Consider the following 17455-nt stretch of genomic DNA (forward strand, 5'->3'; position numbering starts at 1 on the left):
TCTTCTTAAGCTAATTCGTGTTTCGTTTTTAATTCATATCACCGACCACCTTCTATATAATAGGAAGAAACTCGTTGTAAGTGCCCTTTATAGTAAGTCCTTGTAAATCTTTTTATTTAAACTCACATTAATACAGAAAGTTAAAACAATTTAGATTGAAGTGAAAATTTTAAACGTAAAGTATATATAAATTCCGCAAATAGACAATTCATATATAATAAGAACGGATTGATAATTTGCTGTGCTGGATTCTTCTTTATTTATTTTTACTTGCTAGTCCATTTGGAGATAATTGGGTAATGAAACTCTTTTCCTTGTAATACATATATAATCCCTTTAAAAGGCCCAAAAACCAATAAAATAACTATGATTATATATAATGGTACTGTCCACAATATCATTGACAAACTACTCTCATTCATATCTAAATGGAACATAGAAAACATTAAAATCCTTATTATAAAAGCATTTTTATTGTTGAAGTAACGTTTTCTGTAATAACAAGTTTCGCAATAAAATATAAACTATAACTAATTCTAATTATGATATAATATAGCTAGTAACTGAAGGCGTGTGGTGGGAGGTTGCAGCCTTTCTTTCTCTTAATTTAGAGGGAAAGGAGGTGTAACCGATATGGAATTTTTACAACAATTATTACAGGACGCTACGAAACTATTCGTAACAGTGTTCATAACAACTTTTGCAACAGCTTGTGCTAACAAGCTAGTGGCAAAACGTAATAATAAAAGTAAAAGAACCACCCAGACGTCTGCCAAACGTAAGAAAGGTGGTTCAAAGAAGAAATAATTAAACTTTGCAATCTACCACCTAACGGCAGCAGTTACAAATTAGACGGGATGTTACCAGCATCTCGTCTTTTATTATTATGCACATAGTTAGTGAGTTAAAACCTTTAATAAAAGGTTTATGTCTACACTCTCATTATACATTTTATCTCATTGGAAAACAATATCATCTTGTTTGGTATTTTTTATAATGAATTATAGATTGATACCGCTTAAGGCTTTCTTATTTTGGTGAGCTCTTTTCAATTACTCCTTTCTTTTTATACATGTCTTTTAATACCGCTTCATTTATTTTCAAATCCGATTTATCAACAAATTTCTTATATATAGGATTGTCCTTTTTATCTTTGCATTCCTTTTATGATAATTTGAGATGCATTGAGTTGGTAACTTGCACTACCTTAGCAAAATTAATTAATTCAAGCTAATCCGAACACATCAGATGTAAATTTTTAATAATTTCCCTCTACAAATAAGAATTTCATTCGTTTCTGTATTCGCAAGGTAACAAGTGCACAATGTCACCAGTATGGCTTGGAGGATCTCTAGTTCTTCTATCTCTAAGTTTGGCTATCTTGTCGCTCAATAGACAAACGAATAGAATTTCATGGTAAAATAGTAAATGTTTTTAAATAAGGGGATGGAGGGATTTTAAGTGAAACTTAGAAAGATTTTTATGATTTGTTTTTTATTTATATTCACATTAACTATTGTGACTGGTTGTAATTCTTCACAAAGTTCTACAACTGTAAAAAATGGAAAGGCATCTTCGTCTTCGAAGAATGTGGAGATTGAAGTTGAAAATGCTGAGTACGTATTACCATTAAGTGGCTCAATGAGAGGAATAAATAAAGATAAAGTATTGAAATTCAAAGTGAGTTTGAAAAATAAAGGGAATGAAATGTTAGAGATATCACCTTATCTCTTTACACTATATCAAGGTGATGAAAAAATGAAGAAATATGATAAGGCTGATTCAGATAAATTACGTTTAATAGAATTAGAACCTGGTAAAAAAACATCGGGGATTCTCTACTATGAAGTGAATAAAGCCTCATCATATGAGCTCGTTTATTCCAATGAAGAAACAAAAAAAAGAGACGAGGAAACAGAAAAAGTTTCTTTCAAAATTGATACCCAAGAAATAGAAAAGAATACAAAAGACTTAAACAAACCAGCTGAAGCTCTAAAGACCTATATAAACGCTGTTTATTATGATAAAGATATAGACAAAATTAATGAATTGTCCGGTGAAGATGGAAAACAATTTACTCAAAATATACAACAAGAATTTAAAAAAGATGCAATGTCCAGTACGCATAATGGAATTAGTGACCAGGAATTTGAAAGCTATTATAAAAAGTTAAAATCTGTACTGCAGGAAAAAGTTACATTTACAGTAAAATCAGTAGGTTCTTCTCCTGAGGAAGATAAAGTTGAATTGGAATTAAAAGTAAAACCATTATTATTAAGCGAATTGCAGCCAAAATTAAATAAGGAAAATGAAAAATTGTTAAAAGAAAATCCAGGAATCGAACAGCCTAAATTATTTAGCCAATCGTTTAGTTACTTCATATCTATTTTGCCAGAAGCAAAAGTTTCAAATAAAGAAAAAGTAATAAAGGTTGAGATGGAACGATATGGAAAAGAACAATGGCGTTTTTCTAAAGGTAAAGTAAACGATTCAGAGGACGTAATGGAAATAATGGGAGAGTTTTTAAAACAATAAAAAGATATAAACGAAAACGAAGTTTGCAACAACCAAACTTCGTTTTTTCGATTTATAATAACTTACAACAACTGTTACCTCCAAACGATAAAAACACAAACTTTCCATTTAGAGAATATTTTAAAATCTTAGCTTGATGGATATGTGTCGGTACCCCATGTCCATCAACTTAAGAACTTGTTTTACCCCCTAGTTTTTTGAGAGTAAGTTGTTTTTTTGAACCAGAAAGGTATATTTTTAACTATAAAAACTATGGGAAAATTTATCTGTTTTTCCTTTTTACCTACTTGCTAAATTCAGCAAGTAAAATATTTTTAAAAGGATCAGAAGGACTATAACTAGTGTTATGGCCATTCAAATTGATAGCCAATGTATGCTTGCCTCCAAGTGTGCCTCCAGCAAAAGTAGAAAACCCTGGAGAGGCACCTGCGTGTCCCCATATCGAGACACCGTTTGGAAGTTTAGTTTCATGGATTCCAAGACCATATCTGCCGATTTCAGCAATTCCTGTAGGAACTGTAGTAAGCATTTGTTTTAGTTGCTGTTCCTTCAGTAATTTGCCACTGAGTAAGTAAGAGAAGAATTTGTTTAAATCGTCAGCAGTAGAAATCATATCTCCATCCGAGCTACCTGGGTAAGAATAAGTAACGTCTTTTAGCTCACTTTCTCCGTCATATCCACGGGCATGTTTGGTACCTGGAATAACAGTTGAATTACCAGGTAGGAATGTATTCGACAATTCGAGCGGTTCAACAATCCGATTTTCAACCTCTTCCGCATAGCTGTTTCCAGTTACTTTTTCAATAAGGATACCCAGTATTACGTATCCTGTGTTTGAATAAGACCAGCCCTTACCTGGAGCAAAGTCTGGTGGAAGAGAAATTCCCATCTTTACTAATTCTTCAGCCGTATACAATTTTTTTGTATCCATAATATCATAGTCTTTTGACTTTAAGTATTCAGCAATCCCACTTGTATGATTCAATATCTGCCGAATCGTAATCTGGTTAGCATCATATCCGTTTCCTTGAATGACGCCAGGCAACCATTTTTCGATGGAGTCATCTAGATTCAAGCGGTTCTCTTTTGTACTGTGTTAGCCGAAAAATTGTATAAACAACCATTTCAATTGGTGGCAGGTTGGCTAAAGCAGGCATTTGAGATGTATTCTACCATTACTTCTTATTGAATCATACTTCTCCCCTGTTCTTAATACAATATACCTGTAAAAGCGGGTTCTACGAATTCTTCTAAGTTATCAAAATCAACGATATCCAACACAACAGCATGGGGGGTGCTCGCGACTTTGACATTATCATCCACTACATAAATCATAATTCGTTTTTCTTCCACCTGTTTCACCCTTTCTACACCCAAGTTTTACAAAATAAGAAGTCATCCAAACTTATATTTATTACTTCCCGTTATCTCCTCTCTCTTATTCTATGCATAGTCTATCTAAATTTTTATTGGCTACTAAAAAAAGAAGTTACAGGATACTTAAAAAAAGCCAGGTGCATTGCACTTAGCTTTATGGTCAATTAAACAATTTTACTTCAGACGTATTAAACTGATGTAGATAGTCTTTAGTAGAAGTATAGCCTGAATTCATAAGTGTTTTCTTTTCTTCTTCTGTGATATCGAAATCCGCACAGCAACTACTAACGGGACATCAGTTGTCGTTTCGCGAGAAAACGTACGAAGCTGGTGTGTAGAAATGTTCGTTCCTTGGAAAAACATGTCTTTTCCTGTTTTGTCATACAACTGCTGAAAGGTTGTGTCCTTACTACCTATCCACTTTTCAACAATCTTTCCTACTCACTCAGTGAAGAAACCCCCTTTATAGATACCAAAACCATCAAAAAATAAACGAATGTTGTCTTGTGCAATCGAAAAATCATCATCTTTAAACGCTTTGAAATTCATGTCTTTGTGGATTTTTACAAGATCTGCGAAAGGAATGGAAAGACCTAAAAGTAATGCAGTAATCGCTCCTGCTGAAGTCCCCTCAAATCGTTGTATTCCTGGTAAAATCCCTTCTTCATTTAGTGCACGGATGGCACCTATATAAGCGCTTCCATTTACCCCGCCACCTTCAAATACTAAGTTACGAAATGAATATGCCATTATATACCTCCAATAGAGAAATTTTAGATCTGTTATAGTATCGGAAGTAGATTGAAATATATTCCAAATAGTATTAAGAAAGTTTCATGCCCTCCGATACGTATGGCGGAATTATCTTTATTCAATGGATGAATTGTTTGAAAGAGAAGGAATCTGCTTGGATGGTAATTTAGTAGGATAGGAAACAGGAAACGGAGCGCGTCTTTGGATACACTGACTAATATCTCCTTTTGAAATCGTATGTATATAACATAACTTCTCCTTTCGGTGCATCCTCCTAGTAAAATCAGGAGTAAGAAACCAAGGAACAATCTACATTTCATAAAGTCCTCACTCTCCTTAACATGCAATCCAGTGAAATAATTTGTTTCAAATACGTAGAAATATGGTTTAACCAGAAATCAATGATCAGGTCTTCTTACCCTAAGTAAACCTAAATCTATTTGTTTCCATACAGGAAGAGATAAATAGTTTTGTTCCCATTCATGAAATAGTACAATGTATGCAAAATTACATATCTAATTAATTGCTTTTAATGTTATATTTTAATAGCGATGAATGCTATTATTTCATAAGTTGTCAACAAGCGTTATGTATGAGAAAAAGGAAGGAGCCAAATAGGCCCCTTCCTTTTTCAACTAATTAACTGAATTACTCTCAGGTAAAAATTTAAATAGTGATGCTCATTTACAGATTTGTATGATGAGGAAGAAGAAAGAACAATCTTAATGGGGTGTGCAAGTAAATAGTGCGGAGAATGTATTCCTAATAACAAAAGTAATTAGGAGTACTTATTTATCATTTCGTATTTTTTCTCCATCCATAGACAGTCCATTATGAACTTTTTCATTTTAAGTATTGTCTACTATTACTATTTTACTTTCCTTACTATCTGTTTCGACCCTGATCCCTCTCATTTACAGTTTCAGTACTATGATTCAATGCACATTATCATTGCAAAAAAAGGACCTCTTACGGAAAGATAAGAGGTCATCAAGAAGATAAAAATGTTGTATTTGAAACACGCGAGTTTCTACCTCACATTATAACACTGTATATCTATATATTCAATATAAACATTACAAATAAGGATTGTATGTTCAAAAACACACGAAATATTAACTAGGAAGCGTGTGTTTTCTTCTGTTATCCTATTTCTTCTACAATGCCATGATTGTAACAATGGATGGTATCCGCTGTAAAATTATGAACAATTGTAGCAAGTTCTTCTAAAATATTGAAAGATACTATTAGTAATTAATTTGATTTTACTATCGTTGAAGGTGCTTCATCATTCCACGTTCTAACTCCGCCACCCATACTATACTTCGTCAAATCATAGACGGCACCCGTGTTCGCAAGTGCAAGTGCAAGTCCACGCCCTTGTGCATTATCATGCTCATAAATAATTGTGTGGTCTCCATACAAATGTATACGCACACTATACAGCATCGTTACTCCAGCCTACGAAATTTGTAACTACAACTGGGTTTTTACTTGCATTAATATTATGAATGTCGCTTACTGCTATAAGATTACGCTTCTTGTCATCTTTCAAATGTAGAAATATTAGTTCCCATCTTTAGTGCAGATACGGAATGTTGTTACCTTCAGTGCCTGCTTCTCTTGGTGGGACATAAATAAGTAATCCTGTAATGTTCCTTTAAAGACCTGCACCCCGTTCGAGTATGCGATAACAGTTTTATCAAAATTTAACGATTTAAGTGTAGACATTAAGTTTTTCATCTTATTTGTTCACTCCTGTTTTCCATTCAGATTTTGTAATGGTCCCGTCAAAGTTGTATGAAATCTCTAATTGGTCGAATCCACTCTTATAGATATGCTTCGTACTTGTTCCATCCAGCTCAGTAACATCTGTCCATGGTAGGTTACTATCATCTATCTCACAAAAGTTTACACCCTCCTTAGCTACTTGTAACATATCCTTACTAGCCCATCTTGAAAGCTTCGGCTTAATTAGTTCTTTGTATGTCTCCTGCGCTTCTAAACTTCCTAGAGAATGGAGATTCGCATATGCTTTCTTTTCTCGGGCTGCATATTGCTCCTCTTTGAGTGTTTCCTCTTCAGATTTCTCTGGCTCCTTATCTTGAATCAGCGCCTCTTCCACCTTCTCAACAGGTTTTTTCTTCAGCGTCATCAACTTCTGCAGGTTTCTCCTCGGGTAGATTCTCTATGGCATCTAGTTTAGCCTTCAGCTTAATGTAATTAATTTCTAATTCATCATACTTTGCGGCTTTCTTTCCTTTAATAGATTGTACTTTCTCGGTAAATGTAGATTTCTTTGATTCCATAATTTGTAATCTCTCTTCCAAGTTACTCACTTATCTAATTATGACGATTTAGTGACATGTGAATTTCACACAACTAGACGATTAGTTATTTTGTTTAAGGATTTAATATAGTGATAATATACGCGTATTTTGCCACTGTTTAATGACTACAGCGTATTTCTACTTAATGAGTTCTCACCACACATCAATCAGCTTAAGGTTTTAAATTATCCTCATAACGAAAATTTTCTACTTCGCTAACTTCGTTTAAAACCTTGTTAGTTAATTTAAAGAAAATTAGGAAAGCCATCCTCATAGCTGAGAATGGCTTTTATATAAAACTTAATGAATAGGTATATACTTCTTGAAACCTTTGCTTATAGTTCCATTATAACCATTTTTAGAAAAGAATTTATGTGCTTCTATTCTGGTTATACTACTTAATAAGATAATTCTTGTGGATCCTCTGGCAACTGATAGCTGTTCTACATGTTTTAGCAATTTCTCACCTATTCCATTACCTCTAAAATCTTCATTTACAATCACATACTCTAGAACAGTATATGGTCTAAATTGATATCCAGGATCGAGACAAAAAGTCATAAAAATACTTCCCTTAACCCTACAATCTTCTTCATATACAAATAAAAAATTATTAGAATCATTTCTGATTTGCTCAATTCTTTCTGGTAAAACCTTAATGTTTTTACTGTGTGGTGCTAATTTTTTATATAGATTTTCAATTGCATTACTGTCTTTTGTTTCAGCTTCTCGAATCATATAATTACCCTCCCTTTTAATATTGATGCACCTTAATTTCAGACTATTCTAATATTTAAACACTTGACTCTATTGTATCCTAAAACAATACCTCTTTGATACACTTTAAAGAATAAGGGGATAAAAACGGAATTAGAGTGATGTTGTTTTTTTATTTTATGGATACAATTATTTCTTAAGTAGAAATGAAAGAGGTACATTATTGATTTCATAAAAAAATACCAATTTTATAGGTTGGCTTTAACTATCTTTTTTCTTGTGTTCCTCATTAACCTAGATATATTTCCCAAAAATTAAAAAGTGCATACCCAATCAAATTTAATGATTGAGTATGCCTCCTTAAATTTTTGCCTATCTATTATATGAATACATTTTTGTACATATGCGTTTTAAATAGTGGTGTCTAATAATAAAGAAGTAAATCATTTGAATGCAAATAAAGCTTACTGATACTACAATTGAGCTCTGTAAAACAGACATTTCCCTACTTACTGTTTGTCCTAATTGATGAAACGTTAGAAATGCAAAACTACTGTGAAGCATAGCCACTACTATCGGCAGGAAAAATAGTAACATCATTTGTCTTGTCACGATTTGCTTTAACTCTCTTTTACTTAAACCTAATTTTGAGATCATTTCATATTGCTCTTGATCGCGTTCTAAATCAGTAAATAGACGGAAATATAAAAAGCTTAGCGTAAATACGAAAAATACAATTCCCACCATTACACTTGAAATAGAAAGTAGTCCGTTTTGTTGTTTCATTTCAATCCATCTTAAATACAGTGATGAAAATTTATAATAGTCTTCTTGATTCGTTCCAATGAACTTCTTAAGACTTGTGGAAATCGCACTTGTTTCAGACCAATCTTTAACGATAAAACCGTAAATCGTGTAATCTCGGAGTACGCCTTCTTCTTGAACATGTAGGACCTTATTATAAACAGCATCAGATACAATAACAGGGCTTTCAACCATTGCTAACTCTGGGATATAAACTGTTTTTTGCACAGAAAGTGGAACCTCTAGTTCGCCATGTTTTATTTCAAAAGTTTTTATATACTCTCCACTTTTCTCGTTCTTATTTAGTCGGATACCTATGCTATCATTTTCATTTGCTAATTTTTCTATTTCATAACCTAATGTTTTTGCGTATTCATTATACGTAGAGAGATTAATTAACGACAATCCGTTTAGTGTCCTTTTAAATTTTGTTGCTACAATGTTATATGAAAATCCAGATTCTTCTAATTGTTTCTTTATCTCTTCAATATGAGCTTTTTCTTCTATATTCCCCTTATCTGAACGATAGGTAAATGCATATGGGGTCTCATGCTTAGCCAATTCAGGATTTGCAATAGCCGTACAAACTCCAATTGCTGTAAAAGAAACTGCAGATATAATTGTAACGATAAAGAACGTTCTAGCATTATCTTTCATTCGATACATCAATTCTGAAATAACAAGGAGATTCGTTCTATTAAAGAATGTAGTTTCTCTATTTTTTAAAGCAGATAACACATATACACACAATTGAGTAAAGAAAAAATAGGTTCCACATACAATTAATAAGACACCTACTCCTACGAGTAGGAATAATTGATTTAAACGCATGTAATCGACCGCGGCGATACTGTGGTGAACGCAGGAGTAACCCGCTCCTAATAAAATAATGACCACCAAAGATATCCAAACAGACACTAGTGGCTCAGGTTTGGGTTTTTCCTCTGATTTTATGAGTTCTACCAGCTTATCCATTTTCACCATTTTTGATGTAAACAATGAAATGAGTAGAAATAAAACAAAAAAGGATATTGCTGTTACTACCATTGCCTTGATTGGAAAGTAAAATACTAACGTTTGCTCTATCCCTAATAAAGACCCACTAATTAATAAAAACAATTTAGAAAAAACCATTCCTAGTCCGATGCCTACTACGACTGAAGGGATTCCAATCAACATATTTTCGAAGAAAATTAATCGATGAAGCTGCTTATTAGACATTCCGTGTAACATTAATAATCCAAACTCTTTTTTTCTATTTTTTAAAAATGCACTAACAGAATAGAAAATAAATAAGAAAGAAAAAACAAAGATTAAGTAATAGGATAAATAAAATCCTATTTTTCCAAATGCACTCATGATGGTACTTAGATGAGTCAACTCACCTTGTAGGTTCGGATGAAAGACAAGTAGCCCATAAGTGAAAAAAATCAATACCGCAAATGTACTACTAAAAAAATGACCAAGATATATTCTTTTATTTCGTAAAACATTATTAAATGCGAGTTGTCGAAAAGTCATGTTTATTCCCCCTTAACATAGAAAGACTATCCATAATTTTTTTATAGAATAATGGACGATTATCTTTGTAAGTAACTTCATTGTATAACTGGCCATCTTTAATAAAAATTATGCGGTCACAGTAACTTGCAGCAACTGGATCGTGCGTTACTAACATCATTGTTGCCTTTTCTTCTTTGTTTAATAGTGATAATATATCCATCACATCCTGAGAGGCTTTAGAATCTAAGTTACCTGTCGGCTCATCGGCAAGAACTAATTTTGGAGAATGAATGAGCGCACGTGCAATTGCTGTTCGCTGTGCTTGCCCTCCTGATATTTCATAAGTTCGTTTGTTTAAGATTTCGTTGATTCCTAATTTCTCCGATATTGATTCTACTCGTTTATTTATTCTCTTCACATCGATGCCATCTAATACGAGCGGAAGAACCATATTCTCTTTTACTGTTAAGGTATGCAACAAATTAAAGGACTGAAAGACGAATCCTAATTCCTTTCTGCGAAATAAGGCCAAATCATCAGGGGAGAGATGATACAGATTTTGATTATGAATACATACACTGCCTGATGTTGGCGAGTCAATAGTAGAAATCATATTCAATAATGTTGTTTTCCCACTTCCCGAAGGTCCCATTATCCCAACAAATTCCCCCTCCGTAATTGTTAAGTCTATATTTGAAAGTGCTGTATGTGGAACCTTTCCTGTATATTCTTTACTAAGATCATTTACTTTTACTATTTTCATATAAGAAATTCCCTCCAAATGTACACACTACGAATAAGATTTGATAGAAGATATCTGCCTACATTATGATTTTTTTAATACGAATCATGTACCATTCACAACTGGTCTGTTTCAGCTTCTCCTATTGAAACTGGAATACTTGGTCAAATGTATTAAGCACCAAATTAAATCTCATATCGTAACACATGATTTTTATTCATGTTTCTGTTTTTTCATTGTAGTAGTAAGGTTGTTTTTCTCATATTGAATTACCTTTCATTTGTCTTACACGCTTGCAATATTTCTGAAAATACAGTTTATAAAGTCAGTGAGCGTATTTTTTGAGGAGATAGCAAAAAGAATGCTACACGATTACTTTCCTTTACCGAACTAGGTTTCTATATATTAATTCATAATATTTTTTTACCCTAATCAAGTTCTTCTTCATCTAAAAGTGGAACAAATACATTACTTAGAATGTCTATTACGTGTATTACTAAAAATAGATGTCCTAATTGGATACAATGAATCTCGTTTGACACCTATTTTTACGTTTAATAAAAAAATGAAAGGATTCATTATTTTACAAAGGAGAAGGATGTAAAAAAGGTGTGTATTGAAATACTACGTTTACATGTTACCAGTTCATACTTTTACGGGTTATTCATTGCAAGTGAATAGGTAATAAAAACGATTCACTTGAACAGTGGGTTATTCGTTCCGTAAACGTTTTTAACCTGAAATATTTTAACTGCAGAGTATCGTTATCGTATGCTCTCTACAATTGCATCAGTATGAAAAACTAGACTAAATCCATATATTCTTGAAAGAGGTTGAAAATTTATGTTCGTTTTAAACAAGTTCTTTACCAATTCACATTACAAAAAGATTGTACCTGTCGTATTACTTTCATGCGCGACACTGATAGGCTGTTCTAATAGTAATACGCAATCAGAATCAACTAAACAAACAAATCAAACCAATCAAGTTAAGCAAGAAAATATAGGTAATCATGCTTTTGCTAAACTTGAAAAAGAATATAATGCTAAGCTTGGTATTTACGCACTGGACACAAGTACGAATCAGACTGTTGCTTACCATGCAGATGATCGTTTTGCATTTGCCTCTACATCTAAATCATTAGCAGTGGGAGCTCTTTTACGTCAGAATTCAATAGAAGCTCTTGATGAAAGAATTACGTATACACGTGAAGACCTATCTAATTATAATCCAATTACTGAAAAGCATGTGGATACAGGAATGACGTTAAAAGAACTTGCAGATGCTTCTGTTCGATATAGTGACAGTACGGCACATAATTTAATTCTTAAAAAGTTAGGTGGTCCATCCGCATTTGAAAAAATCTTGAGGGAAATGGGTGATACTGTTACTAATTCCGAGCGATTTGAACCTGAATTAAATGAAGTAAATCCAGGAGAAACACATGATACGAGTACACCAAAAGCAATCGCTAAGACGCTTCAATCTTTTACATTAGGAACTGTACTACCATCTGAGAAACGTGAACTGTTAGTAGATTGGATGAAGAGAAATACGACTGGGGATAAATTAATTCGTGCGGGTGTACCAAAAGGATGGGAAGTAGCTGATAAAACAGGTGCAGGATCTTATGGAACAAGGAATGATATCGCAATTATTTGGCCACCAAATAAAAAGCCGATTGTTCTTTCCATCCTTTCTAATCATGATAAAGAAGATGCAGAATACGATGATACACTTATTGCAGACGCTACTAAAATCGTGTTAGAAACTCTAAAGGTTACGAATAAATAAAAATAGGTTAAAAGTTTTCCATTTTAGTCACGTGTATTCTCTGTTAACAGACACATGCATGCTACTCAAGCCCCCACTGAGATGAAACATTTCAGTGGGGGCCTTGAGTTAGAACTCTAGGTCTTTTCTTCTATCGCTAGACAGTTTGACGCTCTAGAATTCATGCCACCGTACGGTAACACCCCAAGTATGTTTTTGGTTGGTACTAGCAACGAACTATTGCTTTCCCACTTGCACCACCCTTTCAAAAAAGAGCAATTCTTCCTTGTGGAAGAAGCTAACACTCAGATGAATCCGACGTGTGCTACAAGCCTCGACAATTCGAATACACATGGATGGTTGACGCACTCACTAAGCTATGCGCGAAGTAACAGCCTTACGTTTTTGCACTTCTAATAGAATCGGCGTTTTCACTTTAAGATTTTCATCTGACACAGTAAGATTAATTACTTCCTGTAGTAAACTTTTTACTGTATCTATTTTTATCTTATTTGTTTTTTCTAATATCTTGTACTTCTATTGTTTGATCGTTATGACTTGTATTTGCTCGGTGTCAGAAATTTTACTGTAACCATAATAATGACAAAAAAGTTGGGGATTCCCCCCAACTTTTTTATACATTTATTGTCTTATTAATCCTGTAGATGTAACCTGATATGTTCTTTTCTTTCCTATATATTCCCGTTTTCCATTCTCAAGGTTAGTTAAAGTCGCTCTTGTTTTTTCCTTTGCTGCTTCCCCTTCTATATGAGTAAATTCTATATAATCTCCTACTTTTATAGGTACTGTTTGGGTTTCAGCATTTTGTTGTCTATTTCCCATGATTTCCTTATTGTACATAACGCTACCAGACGAGTTCTGGACTTTAATACTTGCATACGTACTATTGAAGTAAGAATGCGGTACGCCAGCTTCTAATTTGATTTTCAGCTCTTCTGCTGTTTGATTATAATCTACTTTTGCAATTTCTCGATCACTATATCCTTTTAATGACCATGCAAATTGTTTTCCATCTAGAATTGTTGTCTCTGGCATTTTTTCTACTTTCTTCAAGCCTTCTTTTGTGACTTCATACATTGCTTTTTTTCCAAAGCTTTCTTGTTTACTGTTGTCTAAATTTGTGAAATTTGCTCTATGCACACCTTCTAGATGTGTTAACTCAATATAATCTCCTACTTTGACTGGGACTTTTTGCGATTCAGCATTTTGTTGTTTGTTTCCATAAATATCTTTACTATATACTACTTTTCCTGATGCATTTTGTACTTTAATACTTGCATACGTTTCATTAAAATAATGATGCGGTACGCCTGCTTTTAAGTCAATTTGCATTTCTTCTGTCGACTTATTGAAATTGATTTTTGCAAACTCGAAATCACTAATTCCTTTTAGGGACCATGCAAATCGATTCCCTACTAAAATATCAGAATTTCCATTTATAATTTCTACTTTTTTCTCTACAGTTCGATCAAATATATCTGTTAATGTAATTTTAGCAAAAGCTGTTTGAGGCAATTGCATAGTTTGACTTACCTCAGTTTGGTAGGACTTAATATTATCAATTACTTTTAAAGGTTGTCCCATTAACTTTTCATTGTCATAGATTTCAATTTTCCCTTTAAACTGTGGAGTACTTTGTTCTTTCAATTTCCATGAAACATTTAATTTTCCAGCTTCAAAGCGAGTATTTTGGATATCAAAATCTAAATTGCCCATTTCTGGTTGACTAGGCTGATTTATATTAAAAGTTTTTCCAGTACCAATAGTTGATTGAGTATTTCCTCCTGCCCTAACCCATAGATATTCTGAAGTTGATCCTCCATCGTATTGATAGGACGTATCATGTTGTCCAGAGATATGCTGATTATTCCAAGAATTCCATTGTTTATCTGAAACTTTTCTGCTGTATCCATTTTTAAGACGTGCTTCTCTTACATCTTGTCCATTACCAGCCCAGTCCTCTTGAAACATCGATAAACCATAGTTAAATGCAACATTCGCAACTGGATGATCCATAATAGCAACTAACTTCCATTGATTTAATGTATTATCTTTTATCCACTGGCCAAACTTTGTATGGCCATCTTCTTGCCAAGAACGTAGAGTCATTCGATACCATTCACTATCTTTCCAATTATAAGTTGTTTGTACCTTTAGACCTGTCCCTTCTCCACCAAATCTACTGGCTTCTGAAGACGGCGATAAATATTCAGCTTTTATTGCTTGGTCTGATGCTATTGGATCCCAAAGTGCAAAATGAAGGGTTCGTTTACCGAATTGATCAAAACCACTTTGTTGTTGGAAGCCCGCATAACCACCACCCTCTCCTCCCTGATTCCAGTTATGCACAGCCCAATATGTATAAGGTGCTGTTTGGACTGGTGACCAGTCAATGCTAATAATATCTGAAGCAGCAGTATTTTGTGGTGTTACATAAACTGATGGGGCATGCGATCGGGTTGCTGCCTTTGTACTAGAAATTGGTGCTCCATACATTGACAACATGGTACAAGCCGTTGAAACCATAACAATTTTTTTTATTTTTCCCCTTGTTTTTACTTTAAACATAACTTTCTATCTCCTTTTAAATTATTTTAGTTACATTGAATAATAACCCTATATATCCCTTTAAACAAATTATGTAATAAAGTAACATTAACTTTAAAATCTAGATATATTTAATGTTTTTTTCACTGCTATTACTAATCAAATTATAGTATTTTGTATTAAAATCGTATGATTTAGGACTAAATATAAAGTGAAAATTTTATAAAATTTCATAAATATGTAGTTTTAGATATTTATGATGAAAGACCCACTAAATAACTTAATTGATTTTATGAAAGATTTCCTTCTTTTATTGATTACACTAATTAAACCTAGAATTGTTTACCAGAAAAATGTTATGTAAACTTCTGATTTGCCGATTAGACAAAATAGTTTATCAATTTGCTGATATCTTATCATTAGTTAGAAAGAGCCTACTTAAAAACGTAGACTCCTTTAGGTATCTAAACATTACATATATAACAAACATAAAAAACTAACATCGAATTCTTCTGTTAGTTTATTTAATATTTAATGACGTAGATAATGTATTCCAAGGTGCATTTGTAGATGTATTTTGATATTTAAATTGCCCATTTTGCTGTCCTGAAGCATCCCATTTATATTCCCATCCATCCACTGTTCTATCCCCATTTATATCAATCATCTTAGAATCTACTTTTTTTAGTTTTTGACCACTCATTTGAGCAATTGGATTTCTACCATATCCCATTTCATTTGTATAAATGTATAAATAGCTCCCTCCATGATCTTTAACTGTACTTAAATTATTAGGACCAATAAATTCAACCCCGCCTAATTGAGATTCAACTTTTACCACATTTAATGATGTTAATGGTGGTGCAGGTGCTGCGGATACATCAGTCGCTAAGCCAACTGTTGCTCCCACTACTAATGATGAAACTCCTAAAATCATTCTTTTTAGCATATACTCATCCCCTTTATATTTAATACAAATTGATTCTATCATACTAAATTCATACCTTTCCTTCTCTATGAAAGTGTTAACAAAAAGTACCTATTTACATATGAAATTGTGCATATTCATTGCTTTTTACCATTTATACTTAAAATAAATCATACTAAAGCATAATTAGTTCTCTCCCCTAATTGACTTACCACATTTGGCCCCATCTCAAGGTGACTATTCTAAGAACTAAAAAATGGTACATAGTCCACAGGTTTAACAAATAAATAATAGAATTGCAAAGTCACCTTAATTTAAGTTGGCTTTTCCTCTAAGTATTATAAGCAAGATCCACCACTTGCATCGATTAACTCACCAGTTATCCAACGACTGTCTGATGAAGAAAGAAAACCTACAATATCAGCTATATCATTAGGTTCTCCCCACCTATTAAATGTCGATAAACCTGCGGCATATTTTTGTCCATCTCTATTCCCCAATGTCTCAGCGTTCATTTCTGTATTAATTATACCCGGGAGAATTGCATTTACTGTAATACCACGGGCACCAAGTTGTTGTGCTAAAGTATGAGTGAGTGTATTAATTGCCCCCTTAGATATACTGTAGGCAAAAACACTTGGGGAGGCTACCCGTGTGACAAAAGACGAAATATTGATAATCCGGCCTCCATCTTTTAAACGTGGCAAAGCCTTTTGAATAATGAAAAATGGAGCTTTCACATTAATATTCATAACCTCATCAAAAGACTCCTCTGTAGATTCCTCTAACGTTAAAATCTGCCCAATTCCAGCGTTGTTTACAAGAATATCAAATGTAGTATCGCCTATATATTTTTGAAGAGATTGATCCATCATTGAATACAATTTATTAATACCGTTAAAGGTACTTAAGTCTGCACTAATCGCAAATGCGGAACCGCCATCTTGTTTAATTTTATCCACTACACTTTCTGCTTCTTCTTTTCTTTTACTATAGTGAACAACGACTAACGCACCAGCCTGTGCCAAATGTAAGGCAATGCTTCGGCCTATTCCTCTACTAGCCCCTGTTACTAATGCAATTTTCCCCTTCAATTTATTCATCTCATCATCCCCTTGCTTAAAAATTCTACTTAGTTATATCACAAGATACCCTTTGAAATGTTGCTCTCTAATTTGGTTTCCTTAAAGGACCAAGATTGTATTGATACTAATTTTATTTAATACTAAACATCTAATTTTCTTTTTATCATTTTAGCCAAGAAGATTCCTTCCTCAAGGAGTGTGTGAAGGGCAACAGCCCAGGAGTAGGTGGGAGCTAAATTGGCTTCGAACAAGGGATGGCAGGAAGCCATCTTAATTGTTCGACATATAGAAAGTGTTACTTTACTAACTATCGAATGTACGTTTGGTTTATAATGGTTAT

Annotated in this window: 12 protein-coding genes and 4 pseudogenes; 3 read left to right on the forward strand and 13 right to left on the reverse strand. The window is 33.4% G+C overall.

The genetic code is table 11. The annotated features are described in order from the left end of the window. Positions 1-266 precede the first annotated feature (266 nt). A pseudogene (locus ACTFSL_RS28920) lies at positions 267-470 on the reverse strand (hypothetical protein); the annotation flags it as partial. A 163-nt stretch (positions 471-633) separates the two neighbouring features. On the opposite strand from ACTFSL_RS28920, the gene ACTFSL_RS28925 reads away from it, so the two are divergent. Both ACTFSL_RS28925 and ACTFSL_RS28930 read left to right on the forward strand, forming a co-directional pair. Further along, a complete protein-coding gene (locus ACTFSL_RS28925; RefSeq protein ID WP_000395068.1) occupies positions 634-807 on the forward strand; it encodes a hypothetical protein in 174 nt (57 codons plus the stop codon). A gap of 654 nt (positions 808-1461) precedes the next feature. Further along, entirely contained in the window at positions 1462-2535 is a 1074-nt protein-coding gene (locus ACTFSL_RS28930) for a DUF5105 domain-containing protein (protein WP_063538699.1), read from the forward strand. Between the two features lie 283 nt (positions 2536-2818). Here the strand turns inward: ACTFSL_RS28930 and ACTFSL_RS28935 are convergent. The 9 genes and pseudogenes from ACTFSL_RS28935 to ACTFSL_RS28975 all read right to left on the reverse strand — a co-directional run. Beyond that, positions 2819-3619, reverse strand: a pseudogene (locus ACTFSL_RS28935) (serine hydrolase domain-containing protein); the annotation flags it as partial. A gap of 125 nt (positions 3620-3744) precedes the next feature. Further along, complete coding sequence (locus ACTFSL_RS28940; RefSeq protein ID WP_179205499.1) at positions 3745-3888, reverse strand: hypothetical protein; 144 nt, start codon at positions 3886-3888, stop codon at positions 3745-3747. Positions 3889-4170: 282 nt separating this feature from the next. Next, positions 4171-4662: pseudogene (locus tag ACTFSL_RS28945) on the reverse strand (patatin-like phospholipase family protein); the annotation flags it as partial. 1257 nt (positions 4663-5919) lie between these two features. After that, positions 5920-6169 (reverse strand): annotated as a pseudogene (locus ACTFSL_RS28950) (hypothetical protein); the annotation flags it as partial. Positions 6170-6409: 240 nt separating this feature from the next. Next, positions 6410-6820, reverse strand: a complete 411-nt coding sequence (locus ACTFSL_RS28955; RefSeq protein WP_228546537.1) for a hypothetical protein — start codon at positions 6818-6820, stop codon at positions 6410-6412. Further along, the gene (locus tag ACTFSL_RS28960; RefSeq protein ID WP_230396912.1) at positions 6795-6974 is read right to left on the reverse strand and encodes a hypothetical protein; all 180 of its coding nucleotides are present in this window, start codon (positions 6972-6974) and stop codon (positions 6795-6797) included. The genes ACTFSL_RS28955 and ACTFSL_RS28960 overlap by 26 nt, the downstream gene beginning before the upstream one ends. Before the next feature lie 321 nt (positions 6975-7295). Next, complete coding sequence (locus ACTFSL_RS28965; RefSeq protein ID WP_063538705.1) at positions 7296-7733, reverse strand: GNAT family N-acetyltransferase; 438 nt, start codon at positions 7731-7733, stop codon at positions 7296-7298. A 351-nt stretch (positions 7734-8084) separates the two neighbouring features. Then, complete coding sequence (locus tag ACTFSL_RS28970; RefSeq protein WP_088338847.1) at positions 8085-10037, reverse strand: ABC transporter permease; 1953 nt, start codon at positions 10035-10037, stop codon at positions 8085-8087. Then, positions 10012-10782, reverse strand: coding sequence for an ABC transporter ATP-binding protein (locus ACTFSL_RS28975; RefSeq protein WP_063538709.1), 771 nt, complete (start codon positions 10780-10782; stop codon positions 10012-10014). The genes ACTFSL_RS28970 and ACTFSL_RS28975 overlap by 26 nt, the downstream gene beginning before the upstream one ends. An 822-nt stretch (positions 10783-11604) precedes the next feature. Between ACTFSL_RS28975 and blaIII the strand changes: the two genes are divergently transcribed. Continuing rightward, positions 11605-12555, forward strand: coding sequence for a class A beta-lactamase BlaIII (gene blaIII, locus ACTFSL_RS28980; RefSeq protein ID WP_063538711.1), 951 nt, complete (start codon positions 11605-11607; stop codon positions 12553-12555). A 621-nt stretch (positions 12556-13176) separates the two neighbouring features. Here the strand turns inward: blaIII and ACTFSL_RS28985 are convergent. The 3 genes from ACTFSL_RS28985 to ACTFSL_RS28995 all read right to left on the reverse strand — a co-directional run bounded on the left by ACTFSL_RS28985 (position 13177) and on the right by ACTFSL_RS28995 (position 17133). Continuing rightward, a complete protein-coding gene (locus ACTFSL_RS28985; protein WP_063538713.1) occupies positions 13177-15123 on the reverse strand; it encodes a DUF3472 domain-containing protein in 1947 nt (648 codons plus the stop codon). 499 nt (positions 15124-15622) lie between these two features. Then, positions 15623-16051 carry a DUF4879 domain-containing protein gene (locus ACTFSL_RS28990; RefSeq protein ID WP_000919890.1) on the reverse strand — a complete coding sequence of 143 codons (429 nt, stop codon included), beginning with the start codon at positions 16049-16051 and terminating at the stop codon, positions 15623-15625. Positions 16052-16368: 317 nt separating this feature from the next. Next, on the reverse strand, positions 16369-17133 hold the full coding sequence (locus ACTFSL_RS28995) for an SDR family oxidoreductase (RefSeq protein ID WP_063538719.1): 765 nt from the start codon (positions 17131-17133) through the stop codon (positions 16369-16371). Between the last annotated feature and the right edge of the window lie 322 nt (positions 17134-17455).

This window comes from Bacillus cereus group sp. MYBK108-1, assembly GCF_051917185.1.
Lineage (GTDB): Bacteria > Bacillota > Bacilli > Bacillales > Bacillaceae_G > Bacillus_A > Bacillus_A cereus.